The organism is Pseudomonas sp. P1.8, assembly GCF_001269805.1.
GTDB lineage: Bacteria > Pseudomonadota > Gammaproteobacteria > Pseudomonadales > Pseudomonadaceae > Aquipseudomonas.
Map to the genome: position 1 here is coordinate 259516 of NZ_LHVM01000007.1, position 12412 is coordinate 271927.

Below are 12412 nucleotides of genomic sequence, written 5' to 3' on the forward strand. Positions count from 1 at the left end.
AGGAGTCGGCTTGCTGGCGAAGGCGTCTTTTGCCGCGATCAATGTATCGAAGCTGATGACGCTTTCGCTGGCAAGCCAGCTCCTACAGGGTGATCTATATGGCTTGAGGATGCTTGAACATGAGTTATCACCTGATCATCGGCGACAAACTGCTTTCTTCCTGGTCCCTGCGCGGCGCTCTGGCTCTGGATTTGACCGGTACTGCCTACAGCGAAGAACTGATCAAGCTGAACCAGCCGGATACCCGCGAGCGTCTGCTCAAGCATTCGCCGACCGGTAAAGTCCCGCTGCTGAAAACCCAACACGGTACGGTCGCCGACTCCCTGGCGATTGCCGAGTACCTGGCAGAGCAATTCCCGCAAGCCGGACTTTGGCCAAAAGATACCGCCGCCCGTGCCCAGGCGCGTTCGGCGTGCGCACAGATGCATGCGGGGTTCTTTGGCATGCGCGCCAACATGCCGTTTGATCTGAGTCACGATGCACCCCTGTCACCGATTCCAGCTGATGTGCAGGCGGACATCGAGCGCATGTCGGCGTTGTGGGCCGAGTGCCGTGCCGTCGCGACCGAATCCGGACCTTACCTGTTTGGTCGTGTCAGTCTGGCCGATGCGTTTTTCGCCCCGATTGCTGTGCGCCTGCGCACCTACCGGGTGAAACTGTCCACGATTGACGAAGCCTACGTCGAAACCCTCTACCAATGGCCCGCCTTCAAGGCCTGGCAGAAGGCCGGACTGGAGGAACTGCAAAGGTGAAAAGAGTCCATGTAGCCGCGGCCGTCATCCGTGATGGCAGTGGCAATATCCTGATTGCCCGGCGTGCCGATTCCCAGCATCAGGGCGGTCTGTGGGAATTTCCCGGTGGCAAGGTCGAGGCCGACGAGTCGGTTGAAACCGCGCTCGCACGCGAACTCAAGGAAGAGCTGGGGATCGTGGTCAGCGCGGCGCGTCCGATGATCAAGGTCCGTCATGACTATCCGGACAAGCAGGTGTTGCTGGATGTCTGGGAAGTGTCGGCATTTAGCGGTGAGCCCCATGGCGCCGAAGGTCAACCACTGGCCTGGGTGTCTGTGCGTGATCTGTCGGGGTATGAGTTCCCGGCGGCCAATCAGCCGATTGTGGCGGCAGCCCGGTTGTCTTCGCAGTACCTGATTACCCCGGAAGACCTGGAAACACCGGCTCTATTGCGTGGTATTCAGAAAGCCATCGCCGGTGGCATCAGGCTGATCCAGTTGCGGGCGCCGAACGGCTACGATCCGCAGTATCGCGATCTGGCGGTGGATGCCGTGGGCCTGTGCGCCGGTAAGGCACAGTTGATGATCAAGGGGCCGTTCGAGTGGCTGGGCGATTTCCCGTCAGCTGGCTGGCACATCACCTCGGCTCAATTGCGCAAGTACGCAGCGGCCGGTCGACCATTGCCAGCCTCGCGCTGGTTGGCGGCGTCCTGCCACAACGCTGAAGAGCTGGCGCTGGCCGAACAGATGGGCGTGGATTTTGTCACCTTGTCGCCCGTGCAGCCAACCCTGACTCACCCTGATGCGCAGCCGTTGGGCTGGGAGCAGGCGTCGAGCCTGATCGACGGATTCAGCAAACCGGTGTTCCTGCTCGGTGGTGTGGGTCCGGCAGAGTTGCAAAAAGCCTGGGCGGCGGGGGCCCAAGGTGTGGCGGGGATTCGGGCGTTCTGGCCTGATTCTTTGGTGTAGTTTGCTGGACTCTTCGCCAGCAAGCCGGCTCCTACGGATTTAGGCACACTTGTAGGAGCCGGCTTGCCGGCGAAAGCAGCCTGTCAGGCGCAGACTAAACCCCCGGTTTTGCCGCGGCCTGCCAAAGAATCTCGGCAATCCCTTGGCGCTTGGCAATCACTCGCGCCACGACAAACAACAAATCCGACAACCGATTGATGTACGCAAGGCCAACCCCGGCCAACGGCTCGATCGCATTCAATTGCTGGCATCTTCGCTCGGCACTGCGGGCAAGGCTGCGGCAGACATGGGCCTGGGCAATCAGCGCCGAGCCTCCCGGCAAGATGAAATTCTCAAGCGGCCCCAGCTCTTCGTTCCATACATCGATCGCCGCTTCCAGACGCTCGATTTCCGCTGCGTTCAGTGCTTGATAAACCGGCATCGCCAGCTCGCCACCCAGATCGAACAAGCGGTGCTGACAAGGTGCCAACACCTCGATCACTTCGTGCAAGCCTGGACATGTGCCTGTTTCTGCCGCCAATCCGGCCAGCAGCACGCCGACCTGACTGTTGAGTGTGTCGACCTCACCAATCGCCTCGATTCGCGGGTGATCCTTGGGCACGCGACGGCCGTCGCCCAAACCGGTTTCACCTTTGTCACCGGTGCGGGTGTAAATCTTCGACAGGCGAAAACCCATGGTTACCTCGTTAGCTGATTGAGTTCTTGAGAAACAAGCGGGGTGCTTGCCAATGGCAGGCGCAAGGTGAAACAGGTGCCTTGGCCCAGGGTTGATTGCACTTCCATCTGACCCTTGTGGTTGTTGGTGATGATGAAATACGACACTGACAGGCCAAGGCCTGTGCCCTGGCCGATTTCCTTGGTAGTGAAAAACGGTTCGAACGTGCGTTTGCGCACGCTTTCGCTCATGCCGATGCCGTTGTCCTCGACCTGGATTTCCGCCCACGGCGGATTGAGTCGGGTGCGCAGAATGATCCGCCCCGGTTCGCTGTCGTCTTCGCGCTGGTGAATGGCTTGCGCGGCGTTTTTCAGCAGATTGAGCAAAACTTGCTCCAGTTCGTTCGCAGTGCCCGGCACCGGCCCCAGCGCCGGGTCGAACTGGCGGATGATTGCCTGGCCCTTGAAGTCGAAACCGATGGCCAGATCGAAATCGTTGCCGGCAATTTCCACGGCTTGATCAATCAGTGCAGGTAAATCGCACGGGGCCATTTGTCGGGTGCTGCGGCGGCTGAAACTGAGCATGTGGGTAACGATTTTTGCTGCCCTGGCGCCGGCCTGCTGGATGCCGTCGAGTAACTGCGGCACTTCGCGGATTTGCAGATACTGGTTCACCGTCGCCAGTTCGATGTTGGCCTGTTCCGCCACTTCGATGTTTTTTGGCAGTTCAGGCGACAGGCGTCGTCGAATGTTTTGCACGTTGTGCAGGATCGCACCCAACGGGTTATTGATCTCATGGGCCATGCCGGCGGCAAGACCGCCGACCGAGAGCATTTTCTCTGACTGCACCATCATTTCTTCCAGGGACAGGCGCTGGGTGATGTCGTCGATCCTGATCACCACGCCGCGCCCTGCGCCCCCCATGAGCGGATAGAACGTCAGGGCGTAGTGCCGGGGGTCCTCGTCCTTGACCCAGGTAACCCGTTCGATCTTGGCCACCATGTGTTGCTCAACGGTTTGCTTGAGCTGCGGCAAAAACGGCTTGAGCGGCTCGAAAGCCAGGAAGATCGGCTGATTCAAGGCTTCGTCCAGACGCGTGCCGGACAGGGCGCTGGCCTCCTGATTCCATTGCGTCACGTAAAGCTGTTCGTCGAGTGCAATCAGCGCTGACGGCATGGAGTCGATGATGCTGTTGAGGTAATTCTGGAAGCCGGTGAGTTTCTTTTCGATCTTGCTGCGCACCTGGACTTCAAGTTCCAGCTTGCGATTGGTATGCCGGGTTTCTTCGGCTAGACCCTGGGCCTGGTCGTAAGCCGCCTGTGAGTCGTCCCGCGCCCGTTTGAGCTGCTGCTCCCGGGCTTCGATGCGCGAGAGCATGGTGTTGAACGCTTCCGCGAGACTGCCGATTTCATCGTGGTTGCCGCGCGAGGCGCGCAACGCGTAATTCTCTTCGCGGGTCACTTGTCGGGACAGCTCTTCGAGCTGATGGATCGGTCGGGTGATCAGGCGCTTGATCTGGCGAGCGATCACCAGCCACAGCAGCACGCTGAAAATCAGGATGCCGAGGCTCGCGGTCAGAGTCCCTGTATAGAAGGCGACGGGCAGTTCGCTGCTGGCGACCAGCAGCAAATGCCCGGGAGCGGTGCCCGGGCGGGGCAGGGTGATGACTTGATTGCTGCGAAACTCGGTAGCCTGCCAGGCTTCGATATGCCGGTAGCGTTTGGGCAGTTCCAGCTTTTCGCCATGCTGCAATTGCGCGAGCTGCTCGCCCTTGCCGTCATAGAGAGCAGCCGCGCGCAACGGCGAATAGGCATTGAGCTCATTGAGCAGGCGCTCGGCGCTTTGCGGCGATTGGAGTGCCTCGGACACCAGGCTGGGGTTGGAGATCAGGCGGCCGATCGTCTGCAAGGCTTGAGGCGCCATGCTTTCCTGCGAGATGTAGTACGCGGCGCTGATAAATGTCAGGTTGGCCACGAGCAGGACGGTGGTCAACAGCACCAGCAGGGCGGCCAGAAGTTTCTGGCCGACAGGCAGGTTTTCAAGACGCTGGCGCAATGGCATCAGGTTCTTCGCTGAATAGGAACAAGTGGCCAGCGTAGCCGCTGCTCAGTCGCTGGGCAATCCAAGGCTGTGCAGACGGGTGATAAGGCGTTGTTGCAATTGAGTGAGGTGGGGCAGTGTCAGCTGATGACGTTCCGCGACTTTGCAGGCGTAACCGAGCAGGTAACTGATCTCGGTACGACGCTGGCTCGTAACATCCTGATGCATCGAGGAATAATTGGCAGCGGTCGCGTGAATCACGCGTTCGACTTCCGACAGCAGGTTTTCGGCGGCGGCAGGCTGTCCGCAACGCTCAAGCAACTCCGTCAGTTCGCTACACAGGGTAGCGACTTCGCAGTGGTGGTCTTGTAAGACGCCATTGCGGCAATCGTGCAGCACCGTCAGCGGATTGATCGCGCAGTTGAGCGCGAGTTTTCGCCACAGCCTCGTCAGAATTTCCGTGTTCCATTCATGGGGAATGCCGGCTGTGCTCAAGTCTTCCAGCCAGATCGGCGCGACCGGGTGGCAGGTATCCCCGAGCCAGGTGAAGCCGTGCCCTGCAAACACCACCCGCCAGTCACCATCGCGAAAGGCACCCTCGGTACTCGACGCAAAAATGCAGCGCGCCTGTGGAACCTGCATTGCTACGGCGTCCTGACTGCCCAGACCGTTTTGCAACAGGATCACCTCGGTACCCGGCGCCAGGCGCGGCGCCAGTTTGGCAACCGCCGCTTCGGCGTCGTAGGCTTTGCAGGCCACCAACAGTCGGCTGATCGGTTCAATGCTTTCGGGTGTTTCGGCGGGTACGGCAAAGCGTTGTGTTTCACCGTGTTCCACGAGCGTCAGTCCGCCAGCGGCCTCGTAGGCCTGCAGTCGCGCGGTATCACGCAGAATCAATCTGACCGGCGCTCCGGACCGTGCCAGACGTGTCGCCCATAAAGTGCCGAGGCTACCGGCGCCCAGAACATGCCAGGTGGTGGACATCAACTTTTTGCTCTGTTTGAAGCGCGCATCGGAGGCTCGCAGTGAATGATGGAAAAGACCCGTTATAATCAGCGCGGATTTTAACCGCAAGCAAGGCGTGCTTTCTCGGCGCGCCTTTTATTTGGAGAGATTACATGCCGTCGTTCGACGTGGTATCCGAACTGGACAAACACGAAGTCACCAACGCGGTCGAGAACGCCGTCAAGGAACTCGATCGTCGCTATGACCTGAAAGGCAAGGGCAGCTTCGAGTTCAAGGAAAAAGACCTGACCGTCAATCTGACCGCTGAAGCGGATTTCCAGCTTGAAGCAATGATTGAGATCCTCAAGCTGGCGCTGGTCAAGCGCAAGATCGACGTGCAGTGCCTTGAGGTCAAGGATGCGTTTGCGTCGGGTAAATTGATGAAGCAGGAAGCCGTTCTCAAGGAAGGCATCGACAAAGAGCTGGCCAAGAAAATCGTTGCTCACGTCAAGGATGCCAAGCTCAAGGTCCAGGCCGCCATTCAGGGCGAACAGGTGCGCATTACCGGCAAAAAGCGTGACGACTTGCAGGAAGCCATTGCCGCGCTGCGAGCCAAGGAATTCGGCATGCCGCTGCAGTTCAACAACTTCCGCGACTGATTTTCGAAGCGGGAACCTCTCGGCGTTTTCGGCGTCCGAGGCCCAAGCAACGGCAGAAACGATTGAGCCCGTGGCGGTTCGGTCTTTCTGCCGCTATTTTTCGCGTGCCGGATAGCCGGAAAACAGGAGAAAGCAGATGGACTTAAATGCTGAAGTAGACAATCTGGTCAAGGCTTCCCAAGCCTGGATCCCGATGATCATGGAGTACGGCAGTCGCGTACTGTTGGCGGTGATCACCCTGGCTATCGGCTGGTGGCTGATCAACAAGGTCACGCAAAAGCTCGGCGGCCTGCTGGCGCTGCGTAATGCAGATCTGGCGCTGCAAGGGTTCATCAGCAGCCTGGCAAACATCATTCTCAAGGTTCTGCTGATTGTCAGCGTGGCGTCGATGATCGGTGTGGAAACCACCTCGTTTGTCGCGGCGATCGGTGCGGCAGGTTTGGCCATCGGTCTGGCCTTGCAGGGGAGCCTGGCAAACTTCGCCGGTGGCGTGCTGATTCTGTTGTTCCGTCCGTTCCGTATCGGTGACTGGATCGAGGCCCAGGGTGTTGCCGGGACCGTCGACAGTATTCAGATTTTTCACACTGTCCTGCGCACGGGCGACAACAAAACCATCATCGTACCCAACGGCAATCTGTCGAACGGCATCATCACCAACACCAACCGTCAGCCGACCCGCAAGGTTGTCTTCGATGTGGGTGTTGATTACGAAGCGGATCTGCAAAAGGCCCGTCAAGTATTGCTGGAGCTGGCCAAGGATCCACGCGTGTTGACCGATCCCGAGCCTCAGGCCGTGATTTCGACCCTGGGCGACAGTTCGATCACTGTTTCCCTGCGTGTGTGGGTCAAGACGGCTGATTACTGGGACGTGATGTTCATGTTCAATGAATTGTCCCGTGACCGCCTCCGGGATGCGGGTATCGATATTCCATTTCCACAGCGGGTTATTCGTGTGGTTCAGGAATCTGCGGTGCAGTGAAGTGTATTTAATACAGGCCTGACTGTTTGGTCAGGCCTGTATTGGTTGAACCTCGTACAACAAGTAATAAAAAAGGCCCATCCGAAGATGGGCCTTTTGTTTGTTACCGCAAACTAACTGGATGCGATTACAAAACCGACAGCGGGTAGTCGACGATGAAACGGAACTCTTTCACGTCGCCTTCGCCTTCGTCGGCATTAGCGAAGTGCCATGCCTGACGGATACGGAAGGACAGGTCCTTGGCTGGGCCAGACTGAACTACGTATTTGGCTTCAAAGTTGGTTTCGTTGTGCTTGCCATCTGCACCGTAGAAACCTTCGTAAGAACTGCCTGCTGGAGTGTTGGTACCGTCGATGTCCCAACCTTTCACGTAACGGGTCATGAAGCTCAGACCTGGAACGCCGTACTCAGCCATTTTCAGGTCGTAACGAACCTGGGCAGACTTCTCGTTTGGTGCGTTGAAGTCAGAGTACTGGATGGAGTTGGCGAGGAAGATCGAGTCGCCACCCTTGTTGTTGTCACCCACGCCGATGTAGTCGAACGGGGTGTCGCCGTTGATTTTCTGGAAGGCCACGGTAATGGTGTGTGCCTGCAGGAACGAGAAAGCAGCGGCCAGGGAGAACGCGGTGTTGCTGATAGCGCCGGCTTTAGCGTCACCGGTATCTTCGGTGTTGTAGATGTTACCGTCCAGGTTCAGCGACTCACTGTCAGTGAACGGGATGGTGTAGTTCAGGTTGGCGTAGTACTGGTTCCAGATGTCTTCCAGCTTGGCGCCGTACAGCGATGCACTCAGGTTGTCGGTGATGCCCCATTTGCCACCAGCGTAGTCGATGGAGTTGGCTTCCTCGCCAGCGTAGGTAGCATACAAGCCGCCTTCACGGGAGTTGGCGTTCTGGCTGGTGCCCGAGTAGAAATGACCGGCTTCGAGGTCAAGGTTCTGGATTTCGCTGCTCTGCAGCTGGAAGCCGCTCGCAGTTTGCGGAAGGATGCGGGAGCCGCCGACAGCGAATACCGGAGCGGTGCTCGGCTGCATGTCACCCATTTTCAGCTCGGTCTTGGAAACGCGAAGCTTCAGAGCGCCGCCAGCTTTACCCTGGCTGTCTTTGTTCTGGCCTTGGTCGTTGAGGCTCAGGTTGCCCGACCCTGCATTCTCGTCGGTGCCGTCGAGCTTGATTGCCAGGTAACCGAATGCATCAACGCCAACACCGATCAGGCCTTGGGTGTAGCCAGAGCTGAAGTTGCCCCAGATGCCTTGGGTCCAGTCTTTCTGGTCACGGCTGCCGGAATCTTTGTTATCACGGTTGAAGTAGTAGTTGCGAACCAGCAAGTTCAGCGTGCTGTCTTCAACAATACCTTTGGCTTCAGCCTGGTCACTTACGAAAGGGGCGGCCGTAGCCAATTGGGTACTGGCTGCTGCTGCAACTGCCAGTGCGATCATGCTCCACTTCATCACGCGCATCGTGATTTGCTCCTTTGGTTTTTAGAAGAGTACTGCCGTCCCACCTGTTTTATTATCTGGGCGGCTCTTTCTTTTTGTGTCGGCGCAAACTTATATCACGCCGACAATGTTGGCGATACTTGCGTATCTAACCTTTCGTGTTCTGTACGACCCTGTCGCAAACAGCTTGGTAGATGTCGCAAATTTAAAGCCCCAACGCAACAGGGTTGACCACGTCTGTGCGGTTTCTTTACGCCTGAGTGTCGGTAAAAAGAGTCCTTGGTGAAACGTTTGAATCTCCTTTGGGCTACCTTGCCACTGTTTTTTTCTGCCTTCGGGCTTCCACTTCCAGCGGAGCGCCATCAGGCGATGTGGGTATGAATGCAACAAGCGTGCACAAACTACTGTTGTGCTGCTGTTTTTTTCTAAAACGTTGACTGGTCGTGAAAAAACCTCATAAACCGGGGGGTTCAAGCGCCTTTTTTTTTGGCTTGACTCCGTGTTGCACATCATGGTTCCCGGTTGATGTCGACCGCCTGACCGCCAAAAATGTTACCGGTTCACCCCGCCTGTGGGTAAAAGGCGGATGTCGAAGCGTTCAGCGTAGACGCACTGTGCGGTTTTGGTGCGAAAAATTTTACTGAATTTTCTCGAACCGAAAAAAATTCTCATCACCTGAAGCAAAAATATCGTTATCAATCAGTCATTTCGATGTTTTTGGTCTCGGCGGCGGTGCTGTCATGGTGCGCTCAACCGAAAAACGATTCATGGCAGTGCGCGGCACGCCTCTATTTTTCCAAATGCAGGATCGGTTCGTCGTGAAGCGCGTGCGATTCGCAGGTATGCTGCCATCCGGTCGTTTGGCGCACCCCACTCTCGGGATGGGCGCTAAGCTGAAAATGATGCCCCGGCGGGAGTGCTCACAGTGTTCGATTTAGATCCACGCCTTCAACAAGACACGTTGCCGATCGGAGACTTTCCGCTCTGTCGGTTACTGCTGTCCAACGACTCGAATTATCCCTGGTTCATCCTGGTGCCACGTCGCGAAGCTATCAGCGAGATATTTCAGTTGGATGTCTCTGATCAGTTGCAGTTGTTTCAGGAAACCACGGCGCTGGCGGAAACCCTCAAGGACGCCTTTGACGCAGACAAATTAAATGTCGCGGCTTTGGGTAATGTTGTCAGTCAATTGCACATGCACGTCATCGTGCGCAAACGCGAAGACGTCGCGTGGCCGGCACCGGTATGGGGGAAGCATCCCGCCAAGCCTTACGGTTCGGAACAAATCGCTGCCATTCACGAACGGTTGCGTCTGGTATTGACCGATGGTTTTACGTTTTTGGAGGACTGAGCCATGAGCCTTGAAGAGCGCGTGACTGATCTGGAAAGTCGTCTGGCGTTTCAGGATGACACCATTCAGGCATTGAATGATGTACTGGTGGCGCAACAGCGGGTGGTTGAGCGCCTGCAGCTGCAGATGGCGGCACTGCTCAAGCGGCAGGAGGAAATGGTCGGTCAGTTCGAGTCTTTTGAAGAAGACGCCCCACCGCCGCACTACTAGTAGTAGTTAGTCGTTAGTGAGTTGAGATTGCGATGTAAGCAAAAAAAACCGCGAACAGTCAGGCTGTTCGCGGTTTTTTTATGGCCTTGAATCAGCGTCGTGGCAATGCGGCGATCACGTCTTCGGCTTGCAGGCCTTTGTCACGGTTCATGACAGAGAACTCTACGCGTTGGCCTTCGACCAGGACGCGATGTCCTTCGCCACGAATGGCCCGGAAGTGCACGAAGATATCGTCGCCGGAATCGCGGGAAATAAAGCCGAAGCCTTTCGACGTATTGAACCACTTGACGGTGCCGGTATCGCGGTTGGTCATGTCATAGCTTGGTGATGCCGTTGCAGGTGATGATTTGTAAAAGCTGATGGCCAGGTGCAAGGCTACGGCAACAAGCGCCGCTACCAGGCTGAACAGAACGGCGGGTTGGCCGGCAATGACGGGCATCGGTGCGATCAGCGTCAATGTTTGCAGAACCACAGCCAGTACCAGCAAGGCACTGACCAGGTTCTGCAGTTGATGACGCGGGCCTTTGTTCCAGTAAGGAATGACGGGAGCAAGAGTAAGGTTGAGCAGGCCGAAAAAGGCCAGGTAAAGGGCGTCGGGTTGTTGCAGGTAGGGTAAGGCTTCGGGATGCAGGCTAGGGATGAAGGACAGCAGCAAAGCCGCTGCACCTATCAACAGGTGGACGATTTTCAACATTTTGATTAACTCACGTTAAGACAGCACACAAGGAAGAGCTGATGGCGCACGGTTCGCTTCAGAACAATAGGAGGCGTTGGACACGTACCCGGTATCAGCCTATGCGTCGCACCCGGAAAAAATAGGCATTGACGACACGCTGCCTATTTAACAGTAAAGCCGCAGGGTACTCAAATCAGGGCGTCCGACGGCTAGTCAAGGAGGGGCGATGTTCCCGAAATCTCGGGGCTGCGGTGTGAGGGCAGGCTTGCTAGAGTGGTTGTGCACCTGTTGGATGAAATTCATCACCTTTAGGGGAAAGACATGGCAATCGATATCGGTATCAGTGAAGAGGATCGCAAGTCCATCGTCGACGGACTGTCGCGTCTGTTGTCGGACACCTATGTTCTTTATTTGAAAACCCATAATTTTCATTGGAACGTCACCGGGCCCATGTTTCGGACCCTGCACTTGATGTTCGAAGAGCAGTACACCGAACTGGCGCTGGCGGTCGATTCCATCGCCGAGCGCATTCGCGCCCTCGGGTTTCCTGCACCCGGTGCTTATTCTGTTTATGCGCGCCTCTCTTCTATCAAAGAGGAGGCGGGGGTGCCTGCTGCAGAAGACATGATCAAACAATTGGTCGAAGGCCAGGAAGCCGTGACACGCACTGCGCGAGGCATTTTCCCGTTGCTCGACAAGGTCAGCGACGAACCGACGGCAGATCTGCTGACCCAGCGTATGCAGGTTCACGAGAAAACCGCGTGGATGTTGCGCGCGTTACTGGACCAATAACGCTTCTGAACGCGGGTAACACCATTGAGGTGTTGCCCGCGCTGCCTATTCCGACATCTTTACGCACTTCTCAGTGAAGGCATCGGCGGAAAGTTGCGTGGGAAAAATACCTGAGTAGGACGTTGTCCATGATCTGCCAGCAGTTGTTGGCTTATCCTACGATCAGGGTCATAAAGTCATCTGGATATACCTTTGTATCCGCGTTTTTATAAGTGGCACACAGTTGCTCATATAAAAAATCGAGGATGACAAAGGAGTGTCAGCGTTATGGTTTATGGCAGAGAAACACAGGGGCGGGACAATACACGTAGTGAAATAATGATTGATCCATTCGTCCGTGAATTTGATATGGGGCTGGTACGGCCTTTGTCTCGTTCCGTGCGCTTGAACGGCTTTGCGACCTGTTTGCGACTTGAGCAGGTTTATTGGGATATTCTGGCGGACATGGCCAGGATCAATTGCTGCACGGTAAGCACCCTGTTGTCTCACGTGGATCGCGAAGTACATTTGCGCCATGGCGGGGTAAAGAATTTCAGTGGATTGGTGCGGGTCGTCTGTGTTGTGCACAATCTCAGGGAAGTGGTGATGTCCCAGCCATCGCATTAAACAGGCAGAGTGTCGGCCTGTGCAGTCTTACGGCTGCACAGGCCGCATTTAATGGATATAATCCCGCTCTTTGCCGCAAAGCCCTGCGTGCGCGGTAGCAATCTGATCGCCGAGACAACCCCCATGCCGATGTACGATTATCAATGTGCTTCCTGTGGTCATCAGTTGGAAGCCATTCAAAAGATCAGCGATGCACCGCTGGTCGACTGCCCTGCCTGTCAGGCGCCAGAGCTTAAAAAGATGCTGTCCATGCCGGGCTTCCGCCTCAGCGGCAGCGGTTGGTACGAAACCGATTTCAAGACCGGTACCAAGAAGAATCTGGCCAGCGGCGACAAAGCTGACTAAGGTCTGGAACCCGAGTTG

The 12412-nt window shown here is 56.5% G+C and carries 14 protein-coding genes; 9 read left to right on the forward strand and 5 right to left on the reverse strand.

What is annotated here, in order from left to right:
* Window positions 1-119 precede the first annotated feature (119 nt).
* Window positions 120-752: a glutathione S-transferase family protein gene (locus AD668_RS04960; protein ID WP_053155297.1), complete on the forward strand. Its 633-nt coding sequence runs from the start codon at window positions 120-122 to the stop codon at window positions 750-752.
* On the forward strand, window positions 749-1699 hold the full coding sequence (locus AD668_RS04965) for a Nudix family hydrolase (RefSeq protein WP_053155299.1): 951 nt from the start codon (window positions 749-751) through the stop codon (window positions 1697-1699). The genes AD668_RS04960 and AD668_RS04965 overlap by 4 nt, the downstream gene beginning before the upstream one ends.
* A 94-nt stretch (window positions 1700-1793) precedes the next feature.
* On the opposite strand, the gene AD668_RS04970 is transcribed toward AD668_RS04965, so the two are convergent.
* The 3 genes from AD668_RS04970 to AD668_RS04980 are packed head-to-tail and all read right to left on the reverse strand — an operon-like array spanning window position 1794 to window position 5377.
* Complete coding sequence (locus AD668_RS04970; protein ID WP_053155301.1) at window positions 1794-2375, reverse strand: cob(I)yrinic acid a,c-diamide adenosyltransferase; 582 nt, start codon at window positions 2373-2375, stop codon at window positions 1794-1796.
* Window positions 2376-2377: 2 nt separating this feature from the next.
* The gene (locus tag AD668_RS04975) at window positions 2378-4414 is read right to left on the reverse strand and encodes a HAMP domain-containing sensor histidine kinase (RefSeq protein WP_053155303.1); all 2037 of its coding nucleotides are present in this window, start codon (window positions 4412-4414) and stop codon (window positions 2378-2380) included.
* Between the two features lie 45 nt (window positions 4415-4459).
* Entirely contained in the window at window positions 4460-5377 is a 918-nt protein-coding gene (locus AD668_RS04980; RefSeq protein ID WP_053155305.1) for a putative 2-dehydropantoate 2-reductase, read from the reverse strand.
* Between the two features lie 134 nt (window positions 5378-5511).
* On the opposite strand from AD668_RS04980, the gene AD668_RS04985 reads away from it, so the two are divergent.
* Together AD668_RS04985 and AD668_RS04990 are read left to right on the forward strand one after the other, a co-directional pair.
* Window positions 5512-5997 carry a YajQ family cyclic di-GMP-binding protein gene (locus AD668_RS04985; RefSeq protein ID WP_053155306.1) on the forward strand — a complete coding sequence of 162 codons (486 nt, stop codon included), beginning with the start codon at window positions 5512-5514 and terminating at the stop codon, window positions 5995-5997.
* A gap of 136 nt (window positions 5998-6133) precedes the next feature.
* Window positions 6134-6976 (forward strand): mechanosensitive ion channel family protein, encoded by an 843-nt coding sequence (locus AD668_RS04990; RefSeq protein WP_053155308.1) that lies wholly within the window; start codon window positions 6134-6136, stop codon window positions 6974-6976.
* 127 nt (window positions 6977-7103) lie between these two features.
* Here AD668_RS04990 and AD668_RS04995 read toward each other — a convergent pair whose 3' ends face one another.
* Window positions 7104-8435: an OprD family porin gene (locus AD668_RS04995; protein WP_053155310.1), complete on the reverse strand. Its 1332-nt coding sequence runs from the start codon at window positions 8433-8435 to the stop codon at window positions 7104-7106.
* A gap of 904 nt (window positions 8436-9339) precedes the next feature.
* Between AD668_RS04995 and AD668_RS05000 the strand changes: the two genes are divergently transcribed.
* Both AD668_RS05000 and AD668_RS05005 read left to right on the forward strand, forming a co-directional pair.
* On the forward strand, window positions 9340-9765 hold the full coding sequence (locus AD668_RS05000; protein WP_053155312.1) for an HIT domain-containing protein: 426 nt from the start codon (window positions 9340-9342) through the stop codon (window positions 9763-9765).
* A gap of 3 nt (window positions 9766-9768) precedes the next feature.
* A complete protein-coding gene (locus AD668_RS05005) occupies window positions 9769-9975 on the forward strand; it encodes a SlyX family protein (protein ID WP_053155314.1) in 207 nt (68 codons plus the stop codon).
* 91 nt (window positions 9976-10066) lie between these two features.
* Here AD668_RS05005 and AD668_RS30175 read toward each other — a convergent pair whose 3' ends face one another.
* Window positions 10067-10669 carry a cold-shock protein gene (locus tag AD668_RS30175; RefSeq protein WP_053155316.1) on the reverse strand — a complete coding sequence of 201 codons (603 nt, stop codon included), beginning with the start codon at window positions 10667-10669 and terminating at the stop codon, window positions 10067-10069.
* 303 nt (window positions 10670-10972) lie between these two features.
* Between AD668_RS30175 and AD668_RS05015 the strand changes: the two genes are divergently transcribed.
* The 3 genes from AD668_RS05015 (at window position 10973) to AD668_RS05025 (ending at window position 12394) form a co-directional block, all read left to right on the forward strand.
* On the forward strand, window positions 10973-11443 hold the full coding sequence (locus tag AD668_RS05015; protein WP_053155318.1) for a Dps family protein: 471 nt from the start codon (window positions 10973-10975) through the stop codon (window positions 11441-11443).
* 267 nt (window positions 11444-11710) lie between these two features.
* Window positions 11711-12049, forward strand: coding sequence for a ribbon-helix-helix domain-containing protein (locus tag AD668_RS05020; RefSeq protein WP_053155321.1), 339 nt, complete (start codon window positions 11711-11713; stop codon window positions 12047-12049).
* A gap of 123 nt (window positions 12050-12172) precedes the next feature.
* Complete coding sequence (locus AD668_RS05025; protein ID WP_053156051.1) at window positions 12173-12394, forward strand: FmdB family zinc ribbon protein; 222 nt, start codon at window positions 12173-12175, stop codon at window positions 12392-12394.
* Window positions 12395-12412 lie beyond the last annotated feature (18 nt).